A 23,824-nucleotide genomic window follows, 5' to 3' on the forward strand; every position below is an offset into this window, starting at 1 on the left:
GGGGATGGGCAGAATCTGCCATCACAATGGTCTCCACCGACACACAAGGAGTTTCCAGCATGCGGCGTTTTGGAGCGATTCTAGCCTTTGTTATTGGCGCAGTTGTGGGTTTAGTTGGCGGCGCAGCCCTCTTGGCCTATGCCTATCAGGTGGCGGGTTTGTATCCCCCCGATGATGCCACGATTAAATTCATTGCCCAAGAACGGGGTTGGTTTGAAGCCAACGCAGAGGAAACACCTGCATCCTAAACCCACCCACCCTGTTCGCCCTGTTGCCTCACTAAATCTTTTGCTTGTCCGCTGTTGAGGAGGTATCATTGTGGATACGCCATGGACAACACACTACGAGCCAACGGTCAAGCCCTCATTGCAATACTCCAGCGAGCCGTTGATTTCGTTATTGGATAACGCCGTTGCCAATTATCCCAATCAGGTGGCGACAAACTTTGTGCTGAAATATGTACTTGGTGGTCGGGTGGCAATTGGCGGTTCGCTGACCTATCGGCAATTGAAGGAAGCTGTTGATCGATTCGCGACGGCATTGCATGGGTTGGGCGTGCGCAAGGGCGATCGTTTTGCGATTATGCTGCCCAATACGCCGCAATTTGTGATTGGTTTTTTTGCTGCACTCCGCTTAGGCGCAACCGTCGTCAACATCAACCCAACCTACTCACCCCGCGAACTCAAACACCAATTGGCCGATTCTGGAGCCGAGTCGATTTTCGTGCTCAGTTCGTTCTACCCCAAAGTGCAAGAAATTTTGGCTGAAACGCCGCTCAAGCGGGTGATTGTGACCTACGTTCACGATGTTTTAGCCTTCCCTCAAAGCATGCTCGTGCGCCGAACCCAACAAAAAGACCCAACCTGGGTTGACATTACGCCTGATCGCACGACGCTCTTATTTAGCACCTTGTTGGCTGAATATCCACCAGCTCCGCCCAAAGTTGTGGTCGAAGGCCAAGATGTGGCGCTGTTTCAATATACTGGCGGCACAACTGGCGCACCCAAAGCTGCAATGCTGACCCACTACAACATTATGGCCAACACCAGCCAATTGTTGAATTGGATGAATGGCCTCAAGCAAGGCCAAGAGCGAGTGATGTGTGCAATTCCGTTTTTCCATGTCTATGGCATGACGGTTGGCATGTGTTTCGCGGTCGCAATTGGCGCCGAAATGGTCATCATTCCTAATCCACGGCCTGTGGATGGCGTGCTCGAAGCCTTGCACAACGAGCGGGCGACGATCTTCCCGGGCGTGCCAGCACTCTACATTGGGATTATCAACCATAAAGATATTGACAAATACAATTTGCGCTCGATCAAAGCCTGTATCAGTGGCTCGGCAGCCTTGCCAATGGAAGTGCAAGAGAAATTTGGCGATCTCACGGGCGGACGTTTGGTCGAAGGCTATGGCCTGACCGAAGCCGCGCCAGTAACCCACTGTAATCCAGTATTTGGGGTGCGTAAATCTGGCTCAATTGGCGTGCCAATGCCCGATGTTGAAGTGCAAATTTTGGATCTTGAGACCGAAGAGCCGCTGCCGATTGGCTCGGAGCGCGAAGGTGAATTGCTGATTCGTGCGCCGCAAATTATGAAGGGCTATTGGGGCCGCGATGATGAAACCGCCAAGGTGCTTACCGAAGATGGTTGGCTGCGGACTGGCGATATTGTCAAAACCGATAGCGATGGCTACTTCTATGTTGTCGATCGCAAAAAAGACTTAATTATCGCTTCAGGCTATAATATTGTGCCACGCGAAGTTGAGGAAGTGCTGTTTATGCACCCAGCCGTGCTCGAAGCGGCGGTGGCCGGCATTCCCGATACCTATCGTGGGGAAACAGTTAAGGCCTTTGTGGTGCTCAAACCAGATTCAGCAGCCACGGCGAAAGAAATTCGCGACTTCTGCAAAGAAAATCTCGCGCCTTATAAAGTTCCTACTCAAGTCGAGTTTATCGAGGAACTGCCCAAAACCCAAGTTGGCAAAGTGCTCCGGCGGGTTTTGGTCGAGATGGAAAAGCAAAAGCAGGCTCAGCAAGTTCAACAGGAGGCAAGTTAGGCTCAACCTAACGTTGGAATATGCGTTCTCGCCATGAAGTTGCCGTGGTGCAATGCCCCGCTTGTGGGGCGCAATTCGATGCGCCCCTTTGGCTGATTCTCGATGGCGAGGAGCAGCCTGGTTTGTTGCAACAGCTGCTTGATGGTCGTTTGCGTGAAACCCAATGTCCCTATTGCGACGCGCTTGGCTCGTTAATTGCGCCACTGCTCTACCACGATGCACGCTATGAGCAATTGATTTTGGCCTTGCCATTGTCGGTTGCGAGTGCTAGCGAGGCTGAGTCTTTGGCGCAGCATCTGGTTGGCTTGTTGCATCAGCAATTGCTACTCGAACAGTTGGCTGAGGCTGAATATTTGGGCCATGTGCATCTTGCTGCTGACCTTGACGATTTGCAATTGATGCTTGATCATGCTGCCAAACAGCGCGCATTAAATACTTTTATGGCAAGCGCAGCATGGTCGTGGCCGCAACCAGCAACGATTGAATTGCTAAAAGATTTAGTCCAAAGCCATGACCCTGATCAGCAACAAGCATTCTGGCAAAGCTTAACTGTTGCCCAACAATCTGACTTAACGTTGATGCTCGATCGCTTAGCCACAGTTGTGCCAATGGACAGTGGGCTTGGCGATTTTTTGCGTCGATTCATAGCCTAGCGAGAGCCGCATATGCCAATTTCATATAGCCAACCCTACGAACTTGTTTGCCCAACCTGCCAAACGCCGTTTGTGGCCGAAGCGTGGTTGATTGTTGATGCCGAGGAACGGCCTGATTTGGTGCAGGCGATTCGTGATGTAACCTTGCACGATACCCGTTGCTCAAGCTGTGGCCAAACTGGGGTTGTGCCTGCTCCCGTTCTGCTCCACGATCGGCGGGCGCGGGCGGTGTTGTTTGGCGTGCCCTACGAAATGCCCGAGGCCGAATGGAATGAATTGGCCCAAGGCTTATTGTGGATGTTGATTGGAGCCTTGCCGCGCGAAGATCAATTGCCCTACCTTGGCAATGTGCAAGCAGAAGCTGGGGTTGCTGGCGTGGCCGAGGCCTTAGATCAACTTAATTACACGCCGCAATCGGCTGCTGAAGCAATTGGCGATGCGCTTGGCTCCGATGATTCAGAAGAGTTGCCGCCTCTGGCCGAAGCAATTATGCGCATGCTGGACGCCGATACACCAGAAGAATTGCAAGCAGTGTTGCATGAATATCCCTTCTTGCTTGATGAAGCGATGGACGAGGGCTTGGCTGGTTTGGCCGAAGCAGCAGTTGATGCTGGCGAATTTGAAATTAGCCAAGCCTTTGAGCGAGCCAGAATGAGCTTAACTCAATTGCGCCAAACCCTTGATCAATCGAGCCAAAGCCGTGCTAATCCGAAGCCAACTGCTACGGTTGCGCAAGCAAGCGCGCCGCCGCCAGCCAATTGGAATACGATTCGACGGGCAGTTTTGGCCTGTGAAGATGCAAGCGAGCTGGCAGCCTTGCGCGCCGAATATCCAATTTTGGCCAGTGCTGATGCTGATGCGTGGCTTGCCGAAGATCAACAAGCGTTGCGCGATGTTGGCGATTTAGGCGGCGCCCAATTGATTGGCGAGGCCCGCGCAGTTTTGCGCGGCGAACGCTAAATTGAGAACATAGAGCAAAGAACATAGAACATGGGGTTTGGGGATCGGATAGGGAGAACATAGAGCAAAGAACATAGATCTAGGGTTCAGGGATTAGGGTTCAGGGGCACGCAAAAATGTGGATAAATAGTCCTTCGTGCGCTTCGTGTTCTTCGTGGTTTCAGCTTCTAGTCCCCAGCCCCTAAAACCCGATCCCCAACATACAAGGAGTTGATTATGCAAGAATTTTTTGAGTTTCGGTTAATTCCACGGGTGCTGTATAAAGCTGGCTTGGTGGCTGAAATGGGCGCTGAATTAAGCTCGCTTGGCGCAACCAAAGGCTTTATTGTGACCGATGCTGGGCTGGTGAAGTCGGGTTTGGTTGCGCAAGTGCAACAAGCCTTGGCCGAAACGATCGAGATTGTTGGCGTGTATAGCGATGTGCCACCGAATTCATCAGTTGCGGTCGTTGAAGCTGCTGCTGCTCAAGCTCGCGAGGCGGGAGCCGATTTGTTGATTGCGCTTGGTGGCGGCTCGCCGATTGATACCGCCAAAGCGATGCGAATTGTGATTACCGAAGGCGGCAACTTGCTCGATTACGAAGGAATTAATGTGCTTGAGCGGCGCTTAATTCCGATGGTGGCGATTCCAACGACTGCTGGTACTGGCTCCGAGGCCAGCAATTTTGCTGTGATCAAAGATGAAGTTAATAACGTTAAGCTCTCGTTTACCAGCCCCTATCTTGCGCCAGAGTTGGCAATTCTCGACCCGCAAGTGACCCAAAGCCTGCCACCACATTTGGCTGCCGCCACGGGCATGGATGCGCTGACCCATTGTTTTGAAACTTATGTCTCGACCGAAGCCGAGCCAATGAGCGATGCCTTGGCACTGGGCGCAATCGAGATCGTTTCCAATTACCTGCGCGATGCAACCCATCATGGCTCAACCAACGAGGAAGCGCGGGGCCAGATGTTGATTGCCTCGTGTATGGCAGGGATTGCCTTCACCAACTCCTATTTGGGCGCGGTGCATGCCTTGGCCCATGCTACTGGCGGCCATTTTCCCTTGCATCATGGCTTGCTGAATTCAATTTTCTTGCCGCATGTGGTAGCATTCAACGCCAACACCGTGCCTGATCGCTATGCGCGAATTGCGCGAGCCTTTGGGATCAACACTGGTGGGCGGCCTCGCGAAGAAGTAATTGATGATTTGATTGCAGGCTTGCGTCAGTTGGCCAGCGATTGTGGCCTGATTACCCAATTGCGCGATTTGGGCATTCCCGAGGATGCCTTGCCGATGTTGGCAGAACAGGCATTTAGCGATGGGGCGGTCTATCATAACCCGTTGGCACCATCAGTTGAAGATTTACTGGGGATTTTGCAAGCAGCATGGTAGTTGACAAGCTGAATGTATTAAGCCAGCGTCGCCAATGGTTGACGCTGGTTACGTTGTTAAGTGGCCTATTAATTGGCTTGGGGCTTGTCTCCAATCGCCAATGGCAAGTGCCGTTGAATATTGGCTTAGAAGAGGGCATCAACAACGATGCTCCGTTTGTTGTGGGCTTTAATGCTGGCGAACAATTGCCTGATCGCTCAGCGCGCTACCGTTGGTCAAGCCTGAATGCAGAATTGCGCTTTCCGTATGTGGCGCAACGCAACTATTGGCTCGATTTGCCGCAACTTACGGGCAATCCAGCTACGTTGATCATCGGCACCAGCCAATTTTCCAGCACTTCTGGGCGGGTGCTGCACCTGTTGCTGCCTGCTGATGCAGCTGGTAAGGTGGCGATTAAGGTTGATCAGCCGATTGCTACCGACGACCCTCGTGAGTTGGGGGCGGCGTTTAGTGGCGGGCAATTGAGCAGCAGCGGCTGGGCTTGGCCAGCACTTTGGCCTACTTTAGCGTGGCTCTTTTTGCTCACAACGCTTGGCCTAAGCATTCTCTGGCTTGGTGGTTCGAGCCTTGAAATTGGCTTGGCGCTTGGCTTAACTGGCTTCGGGATTGTGGCGGCGACCTGGTTTGCGCCGTTGCGGGCCAGCTATGCAGCGCCAGCGGTTGCCCAAACAGCCGTATATGGTTTGGCTGCACTGTTGCTATTGCGCTGGGCCTTGCCGCCAATGTTGCAGCGCTTGGGCTTAGCAGTAAATCGCGATCTGTTGCGCTGGCTGATTTTGGCAACCGTGCTGGTGTGGGCACTCAAGTTGGGTGGACGGTTGCTGCTCGAACATATGCCGGGCGATATTGGCTTTCATCGCAACCGGATTCATGCAACCAATCTTGGCGATTTGTTTCGGCCATCGCGCCATCGCGGCATCGATTTTCCGTATCCACCAGTCTTGTATGCGTTGTTGCAACCGCTGACTCTGACCGGAATTACGGCTGAATGGTTGTTGCAATTAACCGCAGCTGCTTGCGAAGCCTTGGCTTTGCCCGTGTTGTTTTGCTTAGGCTTGCGGGCAACTGGCTCACAGCGCGGGTCGCTGATTGGCGCAATCATCTATGGGCTGGTGCCAGCTGGCTTTATGACCAACGCTTGGTCGTTTGATTCGCATATTTTTAGCCAATTTGTGGCCTTGCTGTTGGCTGCGTTTATGGTTTGGACGTGGGAACATTGGCATGAGCGACGAAATTGGCTTTGGATCACGCTTGGTTTGAGCACGATTGCCCTCGGCCACTTTGGCTTTTATCTCAACACTAGCTTGATGGGCGGTTTGTTGGTGCTGTGGCTGTGGTGGCGCGGCCCACGTTCGCAGGGTTGGGCACTCTTAGCCTGCCTTGTGGCAACCCAAGTGCTGGTCTGGGCGGTCTATTATTCTAGCTTTATCGGGCTATTTTTGCAGCAAGGCCAATCGTTTGCCGAAGGCGGCATGAACGCGGTCAATCAGCGCGAAGCTGTGCCGCGTATGCAATTGCTGTGGGATATGATTGAGCTTGGTTTTTGGCGGCACTATGGCTTGTTGCCCGTGCTAATTGCACCATTTGGCTGGTGGCTGGCACGCAAGCATCGTGGTTTGCAATTGGTAGCTGGCGCAACCTTTGTGGTTAGCCTCATTTTGGCGGCCTTTCCAATTATTAATGGCTCGACCATTACCACCCGCTGGTTGATGTTTAGCGCTTGGGCGATTGCCCTCACTACGGGAATTGCGCTCGATTGGCTGTGGCAACGCACACGCTGGGGCCGTTGGCCAGCAATTCTCATTACTAGTGGTTGTGCAATTTTTGGCATGATTGTTTGGTTTGCTGCAATGGTCTATAAAATTCGCCCACCGGAACCGTTTTAAGAAGGATGAAGTATGAGGGATGAAAGAAAAGGCAAAAATCAGAAGTCAGAAGGCAAAAGTCAAAAGGACGAGTCTATAGGCTATGGGCTAGTGGAGCATAATCAAAACAATCTGGGCAATCTGTGGCTAAAATGAAGGATGAAGGATGAAAGAGAAGCCAGAAGTCAAAATTGGGGATCGGCCATTTGGGAATTAAATCAAAATCCCGCAAATCTTTGGCAAAACGTTCTTCGTGCCCTTCGTGTGCCTTCGTGGATCAGATGTTTAACGCAGAGGCTCAGAGAACAGTAGGCTCTTGGCTCTTGGCTTTGGGCTATGGGAAAGCAAGAAGCAAATCATAAAAATCTGTGCCAATCTGTGGCTAAATCGCGGTTGCTGGCTTCGTGCTCTTCGTGCTCTTCGTGGATCAATAACAATTCCTATGTTTTTTGCTCTAGGTTCTACGTATGCTAAAGATTGAAGTATTTGGCGATAGTGCCTTGTTGATTACAACCGCGCAGCCAGCCCAATTGGCCTTGACGCTGCGCAATGCCCAATTATTTGGGGTTCTTGATGTGGTTGCAGGGTTAGAAACAGTCACTGTTGTATTTAATTTGGCTAAGACCAATGCTCGCCAAGTGCGACGGAGCATTCATCGGCTCCAAGTCACCCAGCAAACCTTGCCAACGCCGACCATCCATCGAATTCCAATACGTTACGATGGTATTGATTTGGCTGAAGTTGCTGAGCGCTGCCAATTAACCGTTAATCAAGTGATTGAGTTGCATGCTAGCGCCGAATATCGAGTGGCGATGGTTGGCTTTTTGCCTGGCTTTCCCTATCTCGATGGCTTGCCAACAGCGTTGCATTTGCCGCGTCGCGCCACCCCACGAGCCAAAGTTGCTGCTGGATCAGTTGCAATTGCCAACGATCAAACTGGGATTTACCCGCAAAGCTCACCTGGCGGCTGGCATATTTTAGGCACAACCCCCTTGCACTTGTTTGACCCACAAGCTTCCCCTCCAGCTCTGCTCAATGCTGGCGATATTGTCTATTTTGAAAATATGAAATAAAGGCAAAAGGCAGAAAGCAAAAAGCAAAACAATAACGCAGAGGCGCAGAGAAAGGATGAAGGATGAAATAGAGAATTTGTGCAATTCGTGGTGAAAAAATAAAGCTTGGTAGTTTTTGCCCTTCGCGCTCTTCGCGTGCTTCGCGGTTCCCATCCTTCGTGGCCTTCGTGGATCAATCGAATCGGTCTTTTGGCGGAACCAGCATCGCCAATAAGCCTCACGGGCTGCTGAGGCTTCGTGGTATAATGGGCCTATTGACGTTGACGAAATCCGTGGTTTGGGTATTTTTGTTCTTCAGAGAGCCGCAGCTGCTGCGATTGCGGCGAACATTGCCAAACTATCCAATTTCCGAGTCTTAACGCCCCGCGTTCGGGTTGCTTCCGTTAGCAAGCTTTTCGAGGTCGTTGCATGCAACGACGAACGAAGGTGGCACCACGAGAGTTTTACGCTCTTCGTCCTTCTCTAGGGACGAGGGGCGTTTTTTTATGGCGAAATGGTTGCGCAACCACATGTTTGAGGTTTTGTATGTCATGGGAAATTGGATTAGTTACATTCGGTAGCATTCTTGGGTTGGTCATTATTCTCTGGATTTTTAGCCGTTTGGCTTGGGGTGGTGGCATGCAACAACCATCATACGTTTTGCTCAAACCAACCAAAGAGCGGCCAATCAGTACCCAATTTGCCCAACCAGATCAAGAATCGATTGTTGTGCGCTGTAAACAATGTAATTTTAGTCATGCGCTGCCTGATATTAGCAAAATGCCAGCTTTTTTGGCCTCAGTTGCCCAATCCAGTAGCGAAAGTGGCGAGCTTAAATCGATCTGTCCGCATTGTGAAGGTGTGTTGCAAAGCTGGATTCGCCAAGCAATCCTACATCAAGGCAGCCACCAAGTGCTTGAATTTGCAGTCTTGCGGCGCGGTCAACGCCGCCTGTACGAAATCGAAACAATCATCTATAGCTCATTGAGCGCAATTCCCCAGCCCCAGCGGAGCTTGGTAGCAGAAGCGCTGAATGAGCCAGAACCAGAGGAACATGTATGATTATTCGTGGCGCTGCAGCCGATTTAATTCATAATCGCGAAGGCCGACTTGCCCCCGACCAACAACGCCAGCTCCAAGCAATGCGAGCCTTTCGCGTGCCATTCTTGCCAATGCTGTTGGTTGGGCTTGCCCTGATCAGTTTTGGCATATCGCGCGCCGATGTGCTTGGCTGGGTTGTAGTGGCTTTAGGTGCGGTGCTGCTTTTCAATGCTTGGACGCGCCGCCAAAGCCAAGCTGCGCTCAAAACTGGGGTTGTGCAGGCCATTACCGGCCAGCTAGAAAAAATTCGCCCAGTGCCCTTTGCCATGTTTGAATCGGAGTTGGTGATCAACAAACGCTCGTATGCGCTTTTGGCCAAATTAGGCGATCAGCCGCTGACCGTCGGCCAAAACTATACAATCTATGTCGCCAAAGGCGTTTCACGTATGGGCATTATTGTGGCGGTTGAAACAGCATGAGCAAGCGTCAATCCAAACGCCCAAGCGGCGAAGCACTAACCAGAATTCTCGAACACAACGCCCAAATCGCCCCGCAACAAGCAACTGATCTGGTTTGGGGCATCAAGGCCGAGTTGCAAAGCAATCGGCGGGGCGAGCTGCACCCTGATCAAATCAAGCGGATTTTGAAAATTTCGATTTTTGATATTTGGATTCGCTTGGCCTTTGGTGGCTTCTTTCTGGTTTTTGCTCTGACCCAACGCACCAATTCGTGGCAATTTTGGGTTCCTTTGGCAATTGCTTTGTTTCCATTAATCAGTGCAATTAATGGTGCTTTAGCTCGCCAGCGCTTGAAAAAAGCCAAAGTCGAAACCATCGATGGTAGCGTTAATCAGGTTAAGGTGCATCGTTCTGAGGCCGTTTCGGCCACCTTGCACCGCGATAGTTTATATATGTTTTTGCTCAACGATCAACACAGCAAAACCCTGCCTAAGCCCGAGCAAGCCTATCGCTTCTATGTGGCATTTGGCGTGATTCGGCCAGGAATTGTGGTTGCAATTGAAGCATTAGATCAAGATCCCGCGTCAATCGATGCATAGCTATGCAAGGAGTTTCATTATGCTTGATATTCGTTTATTTCGTGAACAGCCCGATGTTGTGCGTGAAGGTTTTGCCAAAGTTGGCCGCGACCCTGGCTTAGTCGATCAAGTGCTCGACTTGGATGTGAAACGGCGCGAGGCGATTACCGAAGTTGAACGGCTCAAGGCCGAGCGCAACGCTGGCTCGAAAGATGTTGCCCGCACCAAAGATAAAGCAGAACGCGATGCGAAAATTGCTGCCATGAAACTGGTTGGCGATCAAATTAGCGAGCTTGATGCCCAAGCCAACGCAATTGATCTTGAGCTTCATAATTTGATGCTCGATTTGCCCAACTTGCCGTTGCCCGAAGTACCTGTTGGCAAGGATGAACACGATAATGTGGTGGTGCGCGTCGAAGGTGAAATCAAAGAAGCCGATTTTGCGGTGAAGCCACACTGGGAGCTTGGTGAAGAGCTAGGAATTCTCGATTTCGAGCGTGGCGTGCGTATGAGCGGAACCCGCTTTTTCGTGATGAAGGGCTTGGGCGTGCGCTTGCAACGGGCCTTGATTAGCTGGATGATCGATATGCACGTCGATCAACATGGCTATACCGAATTGGCAGTGCCCTACTTGGTGAAGGCCGATGCTATGGTTGGCACTGGCAATTTGCCCAAATTTGCCGACACGATTTTTCATATCGAAGATACTGATTTGTGGCTGATTCCAACTGCTGAAGTGCCAGTAACCAACTTGCATCGTGAAGAAATTTTGGATAAAGCTCAATTGCCATTGCGCTACGTTGCCCACACCCCATGTTTCCGTAACGAGCAAATGAGCGCTGGACGCGATGTCCGTGGCATCAAGCGGCTGTATCAATTCGATAAGGTCGAAATGGTTAAATTGGTCGAGCCTGCTACCAGCTACGATGAGCTGTTCTCGCTGATTAGCAACGCCGAAGATGTGTGCAAAGGCTTGAATATTCCCTATCGTTTGTTGCAATTGTGCACCGCCGATTTGGGCACTGCGACCATCAAATACGATTTGGAAATGTGGGCACCTGGCATGAACGAATGGCTTGAAGTTTCGTCGTGTGGCCTGTTTGGCGATTATCAATCGCGGCGTGCTAACATTCGCTATCGTCCAGAAGCTGGGGCAAAACCAGAGTTTGTGCATACCCTGAATGGTTCAGGCTTGGCCTTGCCCCGGGTGATTATTTCAATTCTCGAAAATTACCAAAATGCCGATGGCAGCGTGACGATTCCCGAAGTGCTGCGGCCATACATGGGCGGTATCGAACGGATTATTAAATCGAAAGCATAAAGCAAAGAACATAGAGCATAGGGGAAGGTATGAAGGATGAAGTATGAGGGATGAAGTATGAGAGCAACTCTTAACGCAGAGGCGAGAATGGCTATGGGCTTTGGGCTATAAGCTATGAAAACAATCATCTGGGCTAATCTGGGCCAATCTGTGGCTAAAGAACCTTCGTGGAACGATTTTTTAACGCAGAGGCACAGAGCGACCGAAGGGTGAGAACAAAAAACAAAGAACATAGCTATTGCTGAATCAATCGTCCCTCACTGCTTCGGTGAGGGACGATAAACCCCAGCCTCGCGCTAGAATCTGCTATACTCGCTCATAACACAGGTGGTCAGTAGCTCCAAGGAGGTAGCCTCGTGGCTGAAGCAGTGTTAATTGATGCAGTTCGCACGCCGATTGGTCGCCAACAGGGCAGCTTGCGCGACGTGCGCCCCGATGTTTTGTATGGTCATGTGCTCAATGCCCTCATTGAACGCACTGGAATCGACCCAAGCTTAATTGAAGATGTGATGACTGGTTGCGTTACCAACACTGGTGAACAAGGCGCAAATATTGGCCGTTTGGGCGTGATGCTTTCAAACTTACCAATTACGGTGCCTGCGGTTACGCTCAACCGCATGTGTGGCTCGGCTCAACAGGCGATTCATTTTGGCTCGCAAGCAGTTGCTGCAGGCGATGCAAATTACGTCATTGCTGGCGGCGTCGAATCGATGAGCCGCGTGCCGATGTTTAGCGATGTAACTGGCGATTTCGCCACCTTCAATCCTGCAATTAACGAAAAACATCAGCTTGTGCATCAAGGCGAATCCGCCGAATTGATTGCCGAGAAATATCAATTGTCGCGCACTGAGCTTGATGATTGGAGTTTCGAGAGCCATCAGCGTGCAGCTGACGCAACCAAGGCTGGTTGGTTTAGTAGCCAAATTATGCCAATTGTTGGCAGCGATAAAGCTGGTAATGCCCACGAATTGCTCTACGATGAAGGCATTCGCTTTGAGGCTGATCGCGCCAAAATGGGCACGCTCAGAACCGTGTTTCGCGCCGATGGCGTGGTGACTGCCGCTAATGCTAGCCAAATTTCCGATGGTGCTGCAGTGGTATTAATTGGCGAACGTGAACAAGCCCTCGCCGATGGTTTCAAGCCGCGTGCCAAATTTCGGGCACGAGTGGTTGCCGCTGGCGATCCACGCATGCAGTTGCTCGAAGTGATTCCTGCAACCCACAAAGCGCTTGCCAAAGCAGGCTTGAGCATCAACGATATTGATATAGTGGAAATTAACGAGGCGTTTGCTTCGGTGGTATTGGCATGGTTGCGCGAATTCAAGCTTGATCCAAATCGAGTCAATCCTAATGGCGGCGCTATTGCCCATGGCCATCCCTTGGGCGCAACTGGCGCGGTGTTGATGAGCAAAATGCTCAACGAACTCGAACGCCGCGATGCTCAATTTGGCTTGCAAGTGATGTGCATCGGCCATGGTCAAGCAACCGCCACGATTATTGAGCGAGTATAGATCGGGGATCGGTTGTTGGGGATTGGGGACTGGTAGAGCATAGAGCAAAGAACATAGAACATAGCAGAATAATCAAATAAAGAGATATCTGCACTTCGTGCTCTTCGTGTTCTTCGTGGTTAAAAACCCTATCTCCAGCCCCAATAACCAGCTCCATTAAATAAGGAAACCTCATGGAAATTCAAGCTTTAAGTGTTGTGGTAACTGGTGGGGCTTCGGGCTTGGGTGGCGCGACCGTGCGCCGCTTGCATAGCGCTGGAGCCAAGGTTGTGATTGCCGATCGCAATGCAGAGGTTGGGATGGCATTGGCCAGTGAATTAGGCGCAAATGCCCAATTTGTGGCTTGCGATGTAACCGATGAAGCCTCGCTGGCTGCTGCATTAGATCAAGCGATTGCGATAAATGGGCGCTTGCAAGCAGTCATTAGCTGCGCTGGCGTTGGGAGTGCCGAGAAAATTCTGGGCCGTAATGGCGTGCATAGCCTCGAATCATTCAATCGAGTCATGCAAGTTAACTTAAATGGTGTGTTTAATGCGCTACGTTTGGGCGCTGAACGAATCATCCAAAACGAGCCAAATGCCGCAGGCGAACGTGGAGTTATTATCAACACAGCTTCAATTGCTGCCTTCGACGGCCAAATTGGCCAAGTGGCTTATAGTGCCTCGAAGGGCGCGATTGTTGGCCTAACCTTGCCTGCCGCCCGCGAACTGGCGCGCCATGGCATTCGGGTGATGACGATTGCTCCAGGCACGTTTGACACGCCATTGTTGGCTGGCTTGCCAGAACCAGCGCGCCAAACTTTAGCTGCGCAAGTGCCCTTTCCGCCGCGCTTGGGCGACCCTGCTGAGTTTGCCATGTTGGCCCAGCATATTCTCGAAAACCCAATGTTAAATGGTGAGACCATTCGCTTAGATGGCGCATTGCGAATGGGTTATAAGTAAAACGTAAGCGTGGGCAGTGGTCCAAGCTACCACTGCCTTGGTTTTTTAGGAGCATGCTGATGAATGGCAGCCAATTATTCTTAACTGCCTTGATTTTGGCTGGGAATGTGCTGTGGTGGTTGCGTGGGGTTCGTGCCAGCGAAAATTGGTTTTTTGGTCAATGGCTGAGCCAGCGTTGGCAGGTAGAAATTCGGCGGAGCGAGCGCTTTAAAGGCAAAACTTGGGAAATTCATCCGAATGACGCTGCCAAATTGAGCACTGGCAAACGGGCAAGCTTTCAGGTGCTACAAAGTATTTTTCCATTAATTACCGCTATTCCAACGATTCTCTCAATTTTTCTAATCACTTGGGTTGTCGCAATGTTTGGCCAATAGCAGCAATCGGCCTGAGCACTGGTATAATGCAGCCTGATCGCTTGCAGCAATGGGAGTATTTATTGTGCGGATTGGGATTAGTGGCACGTTCTGGGCTGAACCAATGGTGGGCAGCGGCCAATATTTACGCCATTTAATTGAACATTTGCCCCATGTTGGGCCACAGCATGAATATGTGCTCTTCTTGCCCGCCTATACTCAAGCCGAAATTCCCCAAATTCCGCATATTGCTGTCGATTTGGTGCCAACTCCATTCGATAAGCTGCACCCAAAATTGGCCAAGCTCTGGTATGAGCAAATCGAGTTGCCCCGCGCTGCTTTGCGCCTGGCAGTTGATATGTTGCATGTGCCCTATTATGCACCGCCACGCCGCCAATTAGTGCCAACCGTGGTCACGGTGCACGATCTGATTCCATTAATTTTGCCAGTTTATCGTGGCTCGATGATGATGCGGGCGTATACTGCGCTGGCCACAAGCGCTGTGCGGCGTTGCCGCCAATTAGTCGCGGTCTCCGACCATACCCGCGATGATATTATTGATATTTTGAAGGTTAATGCCTTACAAGTGCATACAATTTATGAAGGTGTTGCCCCTGATTATCAACCGCAGAGCGAAGCCCAAATTAGCCAAACCCTGCAACGATTTAATATTACCCAGCCCTATTTTTATTATATTGGCGGTTTTGATGTGCGTAAAAATCTCACGACCTTGTTACGCGCATTTGGCCGCGTGCGTCGCCGCATCGATCAACCAATTAAATTAGTGATTGCTGGCAACCGCCCCAAAGTAACTTCAGCATTTTTCCCTGCTTTAGAAACCACAATCCTCGATGAAGATTTAGCTGCTGATATTATTTTTACTGGTCGCGTATCGAATGCAGAAAATGCGGCGTTATTTGCTGGCGCGCATGCATTTGTTTGGCCCTCCACCTATGAAGGTTTTGGCTTGCCACCATTAGAAGCGATGAGTTGTGGCACGCCTGTTATTTCTTCAAACACCAGTAGCATGCCCGAAATCATTGGCGAAGCTGGAATTTTGCTGCCGCCGCATGATACTGAAGCGTGGGCCATGGCAATGCTGCGCATGTTAAATGATCAAGCATTAAATACCGAATATCGCCAACGTGGTTTGCAACGAGCCAGCCAATTTAATTGGCATAGCTTTGCAGCCCAGATGATTAAGGTTTATGAGAAAGCCTAGATCATGATCATGTTTGGATGATTGCAAAGCCCTAAATCCTTTAAATTGCCACTTTTTCCGCTGAGCATGGGGCCAAAAAGCTGCTTATTGTAGTTAAATAATATTAATAAAACTACGAAAATTAGTAAAAAAGAGCTTAATTTTGCAACTAAATTATGGTCAACTTTGTGCTTAGCATCACATAATGATTAGAGTTTTCTCATCCATTTTCAAGAAAGTATGTGCTAAAAAGAGCGAAAATGGGCTGATTTATGGCTTTGGAATGGGCTAAAAGTCCTATCTGATAAGCAGCTGAAAAGCTTAAGCGAGGAGTCTGAAAAATAGCTGAGATTTGCAAACATGGAACAAATATGTTAACTTCCCTTTCGGCATTGCACGATGCATAAACGTTAATTATTTAATTGTCAGCGCGATATCATTAAGCCGCGTTTGATAATAGGGAGGTTACAGCTGCATGCAAGATGCTAAGTCCTCGAATGATCTGATCCAAGAAGATCATGATCTCCAAGACTTCCAGCAGCGGGCTGTGAACAACGAAAATTCGCTTTTACGAACGACCGGTTTACGCCAACGCGTAAATGCCCGTTCTGTTTCTGCACTTCGTGCGGTTCCATCGTACCTGCGCAAAGCTCCACGTCGCTACCTACTTCATCTTATGGTGCTTTCGCTGTTACCTGTTGGTTTAGTGGTCAACAAAAACGCCACCACGCCTCAGGTCGATACAGCAATTCTGGTCAGCGCATCGCCAACTGCTGAACGCCAAGTTCGGCCAGCCCTTGGTTTGATGACCATGACCCACCGTAACGAACCAGCACCGTTGACAGCCCTCAATGATTCAGAGGCCACGCCTGATCCAGGTGTTGGCGATGGGCCAATTACGAGCCCAGACTTTGATGATTCGTTGGTTATTCCTGTAGGCCGACCTGTCAATAATACTCCGACCTATCCCGAAGCAGTGATTAGCGGCGATATTGCCAATTTGCGCAATGGCCCTAGCACTGAATTTGATCGCTTAGATAAATTAGATTCTGGCACCAAGGTAAAGGTTGTGGCTCGCCACGCCGATTGGGTGCAAGTGCGCACCGAAGGTGGTCAAGAAGGCTGGCTCGCCGCTGATTTGGTTGATTTAGACCAAGCAGTGATCGATGCTTTGCCCGATGCGCCAAACGTGCCAACTCCACCACCAGCCAAAGTGGGCAAAATCACCCAAGACAATTTGAACTTGCGTGATGGCCCCGGTACTGACTATATCAGTATGAAGAAGCTGGGCCTTGATAGCCAAGTTTCATTGTTGGCCCGCTACCAAGGTTGGTATCAAATTGAAACTGGTGAAGGCACTGTTGGTTGGGTTTCAGCAGAATTCTTGAATCTTGAAGCTGGCGTTGCCGAGCGCATCGCCGAAGCCGAATCGATTCCATCAGCCAACCCAGCTTTGGTTGGTTGGGCAACTGACGAAGGCGTAAACCTGCGCTCTGGCCCAAGCACCAAGTTCGATTCATTGGGTAAACTGAGCAAAGGTGCTGAATTAGGCTTGTTGGCTCGTTACAAAGAATGGGTCAAAGTCGAAACAGCGAAGGGAACCAAAGGCTGGATCTCACAAGATTTGGTTGATGTCAGCAACTTTGTGTTCCGCCGGGTGCCATTTACCGATAATGTTCCTTCACTTCCTGCTGCACCTGCTCCTAAAAAGAGCAATCCCGCTAAGCCTCAACCTGCTGGTGGCGGCGGTGGTGGTGGCACTGCTAGCGGTGATGTTGCCTCGATGGCTTGGGCCTATGTTGGCTACAGCTATCGCTGGGGCGGCGAAAGCCCAAGTGGCGGCTTTGATTGTAGTGGCTTGACCAAGTATTTGTATCGCCAAGTTGGCGTGAGCTTGCCTCACAGTGCTGCTGGCCAATATAGCAGCGCCTATGGCACCTTCATTGGTAGCATGAGCAACTTGCAACCAGGCGACTTGTTGTTCTACGCTGGCACTGCTGGCCCTGGTATCACTCACGTAGGCATCTACGTTGGCGATGGTATTATGGTCAACGCAATGACTCCCGCTTCGGGTGTTGGTGCTGTCAGCATCTATAGCAGCTACTGGCTCAATCACTATTACGGCGCGCTGCGGCCTTATCGCTAGTTGCTGTTCCATAGATAACCATAGAAGCAAGAAGCGTTCCACAATATTGTGGGACGCTTCTTTTGTTTTTTGGCTTAATCTCGGCTACTATAATTGCGCGTAAGGCTATTTCATAGTGGGGAGGATAACCCTATGCGAATTCGGACGACGCTCATGTTGGTGTTGGTGTTGGCGCTGATTGGCGTGGTTGGCTATGCGTTTCTATCACCATCATTTGGTGTTGATGGAATTATGGCCAAACCAACCTCAACAATTAAGCCAGGTATGACCGTGCTCCAAGCAATCCGCCGCCAAGCTAAACTTTCAACCCTCTCGATGAGCTTCACCAAAGACACCACAATTATTCGTGAACATGGCGTTTTGGGCGCTTGTACAGAGGAAATTACCTATCTTGGCTATTTCAATGTGCAAGCAGGCATCGATTTGAGCAAAATTAGCGAAGAACGCTTAATTGTCAGCAACGATGGCTACCCCGACCAAGCAACCGTCGAAATTGTGTTGCCCGATGCCGAACTATTGAGCAACGAGCTTGATACCCAAAATAGTCGGCTGATTGCTCAAGATACGCCCAAGTGGTTGCCTGGTTGTTCACACGAAATTGCCGACATGACCATCGAAGCCCAAAATACGCTGCGTGAGCAAGTTCGTCAAGATGCGCTGGAAAAAGGCATTCTCTCACAATCGCAGCAACAAGCTAGCGAAGAACTTGGGCGTTTATTAACTGATGTTGGCTATACAAACATCACTATTCGGGCCTCAAACGGCTCAATTCTCTACTCAACCAAACCGCAATAAGCCAAGTATGAGGATCGTCTATGGATTGGAATCTATGGGGGCAGCAGGCGCAGGAGTTTGCAATTCGGGTGTTGCCACGAGTGCTGGCCGCAATCGTTATCTTATTAACCTTGCGCTATGGCATTCGGCTGGCCAACGGTGCAACCAATCGCGTACTTAAACGCGTTGAGCTACCGAGTGAAGCCGAAAGCTTAATTTTGCGCTTGGTGCGCATTTTGGTGATCGTTGCAGGTTTGGTGATTGTATTGCTGGTGATGGGCTGGGGCCAGCTGGCGCTTTCGTTTGTGGCTGGCTTAGGTGTGAGTGGCTTAATCATCGGTTTTGCTTTGCAAGATATCACCAAAAATTTGGCTGCTGGAATTTTGTTATTGTTTCAGCGCCCGTTTCGAGTTGGCGATCGGATTTTAATTGGCAATGATGAGGGCACTGTGACCGATATTGCAGTGCGAGCCACGACTATGCGCACTGCTGATGGCCGCGAGGTGATGGTGCCGAATGCCACGATTTACACTGGCACAATCACCAATTTGACCCGCTACGTGCAACGCCGCCATAGCGTTGAATTAACCCTCAAACGTGATGTTGATTTTGCCCCTGTTTTACAAGCCTTAACTGAAATTGCCCGCACCACTGAGCATGTGCTCGAAAAACCTGCCGCCGAAGTGTTGATTACTGCGATAAAAGCTGATGGCCTGATTGTCGAAACTCGTTTTTGGTTGCCATCGAAGGGCGTGGATAGTAATCTCGTGCGCTCTAATTTGGCTGGGCGTTTACGGGCCAAAGCCCTAGCCGAGGATTGGCTGGCATGAGCATCGATCTCAATGCAGATTTGGGCGAAGGTGGTGCATTTGATACCCAGTTGATGCCGCTGCTTTCGTCATGCAACATTGCCTGCGGCGGCCATGCTGGCGACGAACAAAGCATGCGCACAGCCTTGCGTTTGGCCCAGCAGCATGATGTTTGTGTTGGCGCTCATCCAAGCTACCCTGATCGGGCGCACTTTGGGCGGGTGGTGATTGCGCTTGAACCAAGCCAACTCCAAGCGAGCATCATTGAGCAAATTATCCAGTTACAACGTTTGGCGAGTGAGCAAGGGACTAAGGTACGCTATGTTAAACCGCATGGCGCTTTATATAATCAAGCTGCGATTGATGCGGATTTGGCGCAGTTGCTGATTACAACAATTCAAAACATCGATCCAAGCCTTGTGCTGATGGGGTTGGCTGGCAGTGTGTTGCTTAAACAAGCGGCAGCGGCAGGCGTGCAGACGATCGCCGAAGGCTTTATCGACCGAGCCTATGAAACTGATGGCCAATTGCGTTCGCGCAGCTTGGCTGGGGCCGTGCATCACGACCAGACGGTGGCACTCCAACAGGCTTTAGCGCTTGCCAAAGGCATGCCGTTTCCAAGTTATACTAATGTACCAATCAGATTAACCGTACAAAGTTTGTGCTTGCATAGCGATACGCCGCAAGCACTGGCTTTTGCCCAAGCGGTTCGTACTGCGCTAGTAGCCGACGCTATGACGATTCGGGCAGCATGCTGAGCAACTTGCGATGGCGTGTTGGCTATGCTAGACTCGCTATAGCACAATCCAGACAGGAGTAGCCTATGACAATCACTGATCGCATGTTGATTGGGGCAATTGCCAGCAATCCCGGCGATTATGAGAAGGCAGGTCAGGCACGCTATTGTTTTACTACCCAAACAATTTACTTTTCGAGCGCCAAAAACCCTGCGCCGGAAGATGCCAATAATAACTATTTCGACTTGCCCGCACTCAACGCTGATGGCTCCAAAAAATTAGTAACTGCCTTTCAACGCTATATCAAGCGCTGGCCCGAAGATCGCCAAGCGATTATCGAAAAATTTGCTTTACGCCGTGGCTGGGAGCTAGCCATGGAGCTGCATTATGGCGGCGGCGCATTAACTGATCAAGAATCAGCTGAATGGCGCAAAATTGTTGATGGTCGGCTAACCCAATTGGTGGCTGCTGCTCGTCGTTATATTGAAGCTGGGCCGGGTTCGGCCAAGGAAATTATTGAATGAGCCTCGATTTAACCCAGTTTGTTCGCAATATCCCCGATTTTCCAATCCCTGGGGTTCAATTTAAAGATATTACGCCGTTGTTGGGCAATGCAGCAGCCTTCGATGCAGCAATTGAGCACTTTGCCCAGCGCTATGCCAACCAGCAATTACAAGCGATTGTCGGGATTGAATCACGGGGCTTTATTTTTGGTGCACCGTTAGCCTTGCGCTTGGGGATTGGCTTTGTGCCCATTCGCAAGCCAGGCAAATTGCCAGCCCAAACTATCGGCGTCGATTATAGCTTGGAATATGGCACCAATCGTTTGGAAATTCACCACGATGCCTTGCAAGCTGGCGATCGCGTAGTCGTGATCGACGATCTTTTGGCGACTGGCGGAACCGTGGTTGCGGCCTGCGATTTGCTCAATCAGCTTGGGGCCGAGGTGGTTGAGGCAGCATTTTTAATTGAATTGACCTTTTTAGGTGGGCGCGAAAAACTTGGCGATCGGCCATATTACGCCCAAATTCAATACTAAACCGACAATGAGGCCAGCACGCGCCACAAGCATGCTGGTCTTAGGTTGTCCAATGGCGGGAGGTTGGTGCGATGGGGTACGCCGCCGATCTTTGTAATCAAGCAACTCAGCTTTTTCGGCAAGGCCAGTTTCGCAGCGCTGCGAGTTTGTTGGAGCAGGGAATTGTCGTCGCGCGCCAAGAAGCCGATAAAGATAATGAATTGCTGTGCTACCAAAAGCTGACCGCAGCCCTGATGAACTTGGACGAAAGTCAACAGGCCTTGGAGTTGGCAACCACGATGTTGGCGCGCGCGCGACAGCTGAACGAGCCACACTATGAATTAGTAGCCACGATTCGGCTCTGTAGCGCGTTGATCGACCTTGATCTCAAAGGTCGTTGGCCTGAAATTAAGTTGTTGTTGCTCGATTGTTTGCAACAAGCCGAAGCCCGCGAGACCAGTGCTTGGCAACTCGATTGTTTGCGCTTGCTTGCTGGCAACGCTATGACCATGCAAGAGTATGATGATGCCCTGAGCTATGCCCAACAGGGCTTGAGCATCATTCGCCACGATACCTACTCCGCCGATTTCTACCGCTATGTCTTTTATCGCGTGCTCCAACGCCTGCATTCGCAGCGCGAAGAACATGCCGATGCCTTACGCTATGGCTTGCTCTCGTTTGAGTATGCTCAACGCGAAGGCAACCCTGCTTGGGTTGTGCTGGCACGGCGTTATTTGGCTCATCTCCACTATCAACAAGGCAATTTGCAAGAAGCATTTAATTTGTTTAGCGAAAATGTTGCCACAGCCTTAGCCTACGATTGTGCCAACGATCATCAAGATGCGACCATGTGGCGCGCCGAAATTGCCCTACAATTAGAGATGGGCGAACAAGCCTTGGAGTTTGCCCGCGAAGCGCTGGCCTTGGCCCGCCAACGCTTGCACGCTCGCGATGAGGCTTGGGCGTTGTTAGCTAATGTGCGGGCGTTGTACAAATTGAATCGCAGCGATGAAGCTTGGTATTTTGCCAACGAAGCCTATTATTTTGCCCAAACCCAACAGTTTGAGCATCGGCTGAAAGAAGCCCGCGAATGGATCGAAACGCTGACCAAAAAACAAGCAGCGCCCATCGCCGCCAAGACCCAAGGCTCATGGTTTGATCGTCTAATCGGAAAGCGCTGAGTGATGAGTACTGGAACATTTCAAGTTGATTTTGAACATTTGATTCGTTTGTTGGCTGAAAATTTGTATAGCGACCCGCATGTTGCAATTCGCGAGTTGATTCAGAATGCCAGCGATTCGTGTGTGCGGCGGATTGCCCAACAAGCGCTGTTTAAGCCAGCAATTCATGTGCGCATCGAGCCAAACCAACGCTTGTTGATTGTTGAAGATAATGGCACTGGCATGGCTCGCGACGATGTGGTGCGCTATTTAGCCACAATTGGAGCCAGCCAAACCCGCCAAGTCAAATTCTCAACCGCCGATCAGAATGCTGCCCAAATGTTAATTGGCCAATTTGGGATTGGCTTTCTCTCGACCTTTGTAATTGGCCAGCAAGTAACCGTCGATACCTTGGCCGAAGGCAGCGAGCAAGCGGTGTTATGGCGCTCGCAGGGCAGCGCCGATTATAGCCTTGAGCTAGGTACGCGCCAAACCATCGGCACCACGGTCACAATTGAGTTGGAGCCAGCCTTCTATAATTTGCTCGATGAAAGTACGTTGCGCTCGACGATCATTTGCTATGCAGATTTTATTCAATTTCCGGTTTATCTTGGCGACGATGCGCGCCCAATCAATCGCATGAACGGGCCATGGCACTTGGATGGCTCGGAGCATGAATATATCGACTATGTGCAGCATCGCTTTGGCGCTGTGCCGTTGGCAGTCGAGCCAATCGCCATTAAACAGCACAATGCAGAATGTAGCGGGGTTTTGGCAATTATGCCAAGCTCAGCAGCGCTGAAAATTCACCCCCGCAAGCTCGATGTCTTTCAGCGACGTATGTATGTTTGCGAAGATATGCAATTGTTGCCCGCTTGGGCGACGTTTGTGTGTGGCATTATCGATGCGCCGTTGCTCGAATTGGTTGCCAGTCGCGAAGGCTTTATGATCGAGCGGCCCAACTATCGGGCCTTGCGTGAAGCATTGGCCGATGCTGTGCGTTCGTTCTTAATTCGTTTGGCCCAGCGCGAGCCAGCCACGTTTCTGCAAGTGGTCAAACAACACAATAGCGGCATAAAGCAAGCAGCGGTGAATGATAATCAATTTTTTGCAGCAGTCGCTGATTTGCTGACCTTCGAGAGCGATCTTGGCCCAATTACCTTAACCCGCTATCTTGAGCGGATTCCAGTGCGCGGTGCTGGCGAACGCACAATTTTTTATGTGCTCAACGATTTGCCACCTAGTGCCCAGCAGCGTGCGATCGTCGGCGCACGCGGCGTGCCAGTGCTGCACGTTAATTTAATCGAAGAAAAGTTTCTGAAAAAATATTGTGCAGCCCGTCATGGCGTAAGTTTTCAGCCGCTCACCGCTGGAATCGCCGAATTGCTCGAAGCTGAAACCGACCCCCAATGGCGCAAACTCGAACAACACTGCGAACAATTGGGCATGCACGTCTATGCGATGCGCTTCGAGCCAAGCAATTTGGCGGCGTTGGCAATGCGCGCCAGCGATTATAAACGTGAACAAGTTGTGGATAGCTTGTTGAAAGGTAGCGGAAGCCTGCTCAACTTCGTCCAATCGGTGGGGCGTAAGCGCAGCGATGATTATGTGCTGTGTCTCAACACGCTCAATCCGCTGATTCAGCAATTGCGCGATGGCCAACCGAGCGACCAACGCTGGGCAACTGTTATTCGGGCTTTGTGGGGCTATGCCTTGCTTTCTAGCGGCATCGAACTAACCCCTGAGCTAGGCGAGGCGGTGCAACATGCCCAAATGTCGCTGCTAGAGTTGGCGCTTACTCAAGGCTAAGGAGTTGG

23 protein-coding genes are annotated in these 23,824 nt (G+C 50.7%); all 23 read left to right on the forward strand.

The features are described from left to right. Positions 1-59: 59 nt before the first annotated feature. The 23 genes from SE18_RS02375 to SE18_RS02485 all read left to right on the forward strand — a co-directional run bounded on the left by SE18_RS02375 (position 60) and on the right by SE18_RS02485 (position 23,816). A complete protein-coding gene (locus tag SE18_RS02375) occupies positions 60-248 on the forward strand; it encodes a hypothetical protein (protein ID WP_054532818.1) in 189 nt (62 codons plus the stop codon). Positions 249-318: 70 nt separating this feature from the next. Further along, entirely contained in the window at positions 319-2,055 is a 1,737-nt protein-coding gene (locus SE18_RS02380) for a long-chain-fatty-acid--CoA ligase (protein ID WP_054532819.1), read from the forward strand. A gap of 20 nt (positions 2,056-2,075) precedes the next feature. After that, positions 2,076-2,708: a CpXC domain-containing protein gene (locus tag SE18_RS02385; RefSeq protein WP_054532820.1), complete on the forward strand. Its 633-nt coding sequence runs from the start codon at positions 2,076-2,078 to the stop codon at positions 2,706-2,708. A 12-nt stretch (positions 2,709-2,720) separates the two neighbouring features. Then, a complete protein-coding gene (locus tag SE18_RS02390) occupies positions 2,721-3,668 on the forward strand; it encodes a CpXC domain-containing protein (RefSeq protein WP_054532821.1) in 948 nt (315 codons plus the stop codon). A 216-nt stretch (positions 3,669-3,884) separates the two neighbouring features. Then, positions 3,885-5,042, forward strand: coding sequence for an iron-containing alcohol dehydrogenase (locus SE18_RS02395; RefSeq protein WP_054532822.1), 1,158 nt, complete (start codon positions 3,885-3,887; stop codon positions 5,040-5,042). Next, positions 5,036-6,928, forward strand: a complete 1,893-nt coding sequence (locus SE18_RS02400; protein ID WP_054532823.1) for a hypothetical protein — start codon at positions 5,036-5,038, stop codon at positions 6,926-6,928. Before SE18_RS02395 ends, SE18_RS02400 begins: the two co-directional genes overlap by 7 nt. 446 nt (positions 6,929-7,374) lie before the next feature. Beyond that, positions 7,375-7,980, forward strand: coding sequence for a 5-oxoprolinase subunit PxpB (gene pxpB / locus SE18_RS02405; protein WP_054532824.1), 606 nt, complete (start codon positions 7,375-7,377; stop codon positions 7,978-7,980). A gap of 525 nt (positions 7,981-8,505) precedes the next feature. Further along, positions 8,506-9,021 carry a hypothetical protein gene (locus SE18_RS02410; protein WP_054532825.1) on the forward strand — a complete coding sequence of 172 codons (516 nt, stop codon included), beginning with the start codon at positions 8,506-8,508 and terminating at the stop codon, positions 9,019-9,021. After that, positions 9,018-9,479 (forward strand): hypothetical protein, encoded by a 462-nt coding sequence (locus SE18_RS02415; RefSeq protein ID WP_054532826.1) that lies wholly within the window; start codon positions 9,018-9,020, stop codon positions 9,477-9,479. The genes SE18_RS02410 and SE18_RS02415 overlap by 4 nt, the downstream gene beginning before the upstream one ends. Continuing rightward, on the forward strand, positions 9,476-10,057 hold the full coding sequence (locus SE18_RS02420; RefSeq protein WP_054532827.1) for a hypothetical protein: 582 nt from the start codon (positions 9,476-9,478) through the stop codon (positions 10,055-10,057). Before SE18_RS02415 ends, SE18_RS02420 begins: the two co-directional genes overlap by 4 nt. Positions 10,058-10,076: 19 nt before the next feature. Continuing rightward, positions 10,077-11,357 (forward strand): serine--tRNA ligase, encoded by a 1,281-nt coding sequence (gene serS / locus SE18_RS02425; RefSeq protein ID WP_054532828.1) that lies wholly within the window; start codon positions 10,077-10,079, stop codon positions 11,355-11,357. A 356-nt stretch (positions 11,358-11,713) separates the two neighbouring features. Beyond that, a complete protein-coding gene (locus SE18_RS02430; protein ID WP_054532829.1) occupies positions 11,714-12,868 on the forward strand; it encodes a thiolase family protein in 1,155 nt (384 codons plus the stop codon). Between the two features lie 173 nt (positions 12,869-13,041). Continuing rightward, positions 13,042-13,809, forward strand: a complete 768-nt coding sequence (locus SE18_RS02435; RefSeq protein WP_054532830.1) for a 3-hydroxyacyl-CoA dehydrogenase — start codon at positions 13,042-13,044, stop codon at positions 13,807-13,809. Between the two features lie 59 nt (positions 13,810-13,868). Beyond that, the gene (locus SE18_RS02440; RefSeq protein ID WP_054532831.1) at positions 13,869-14,183 is read left to right on the forward strand and encodes a hypothetical protein; all 315 of its coding nucleotides are present in this window, start codon (positions 13,869-13,871) and stop codon (positions 14,181-14,183) included. A gap of 64 nt (positions 14,184-14,247) precedes the next feature. Next, entirely contained in the window at positions 14,248-15,384 is a 1,137-nt protein-coding gene (locus tag SE18_RS02445) for a glycosyltransferase family 4 protein (RefSeq protein ID WP_054532832.1), read from the forward strand. A 454-nt stretch (positions 15,385-15,838) separates the two neighbouring features. Next, positions 15,839-17,509, forward strand: coding sequence for a C40 family peptidase (locus SE18_RS02450; RefSeq protein ID WP_054532833.1), 1,671 nt, complete (start codon positions 15,839-15,841; stop codon positions 17,507-17,509). Positions 17,510-17,641: 132 nt separating this feature from the next. After that, complete coding sequence (locus tag SE18_RS02455; protein WP_054532834.1) at positions 17,642-18,304, forward strand: DUF4230 domain-containing protein; 663 nt, start codon at positions 17,642-17,644, stop codon at positions 18,302-18,304. 20 nt (positions 18,305-18,324) lie between these two features. Then, the gene (locus tag SE18_RS02460; RefSeq protein WP_054532835.1) at positions 18,325-19,113 is read left to right on the forward strand and encodes a mechanosensitive ion channel family protein; all 789 of its coding nucleotides are present in this window, start codon (positions 18,325-18,327) and stop codon (positions 19,111-19,113) included. Next, positions 19,110-19,850 (forward strand): 5-oxoprolinase subunit PxpA, encoded by a 741-nt coding sequence (pxpA, locus tag SE18_RS02465; protein WP_054532836.1) that lies wholly within the window; start codon positions 19,110-19,112, stop codon positions 19,848-19,850. The genes SE18_RS02460 and pxpA overlap by 4 nt, the downstream gene beginning before the upstream one ends. 65 nt (positions 19,851-19,915) lie before the next feature. After that, positions 19,916-20,353: a hypothetical protein gene (locus SE18_RS02470; RefSeq protein ID WP_054532837.1), complete on the forward strand. Its 438-nt coding sequence runs from the start codon at positions 19,916-19,918 to the stop codon at positions 20,351-20,353. Continuing rightward, positions 20,350-20,868, forward strand: a complete 519-nt coding sequence (locus tag SE18_RS02475) for an adenine phosphoribosyltransferase (RefSeq protein ID WP_054532838.1) — start codon at positions 20,350-20,352, stop codon at positions 20,866-20,868. Before SE18_RS02470 ends, SE18_RS02475 begins: the two co-directional genes overlap by 4 nt. A gap of 71 nt (positions 20,869-20,939) precedes the next feature. Then, complete coding sequence (locus tag SE18_RS02480; RefSeq protein WP_054532839.1) at positions 20,940-22,028, forward strand: tetratricopeptide repeat protein; 1,089 nt, start codon at positions 20,940-20,942, stop codon at positions 22,026-22,028. Positions 22,029-22,031: 3 nt separating this feature from the next. Beyond that, the gene (locus SE18_RS02485) at positions 22,032-23,816 is read left to right on the forward strand and encodes an ATP-binding protein (RefSeq protein WP_152976534.1); all 1,785 of its coding nucleotides are present in this window, start codon (positions 22,032-22,034) and stop codon (positions 23,814-23,816) included. The last annotated feature ends 8 nt before the right edge of the window (positions 23,817-23,824 follow it).

Origin of the sequence: Herpetosiphon geysericola, assembly GCF_001306135.1 — a bacterium.
Taxonomy (GTDB): Bacteria; Chloroflexota; Chloroflexia; order Chloroflexales; family Herpetosiphonaceae; genus Herpetosiphon; species Herpetosiphon geysericola.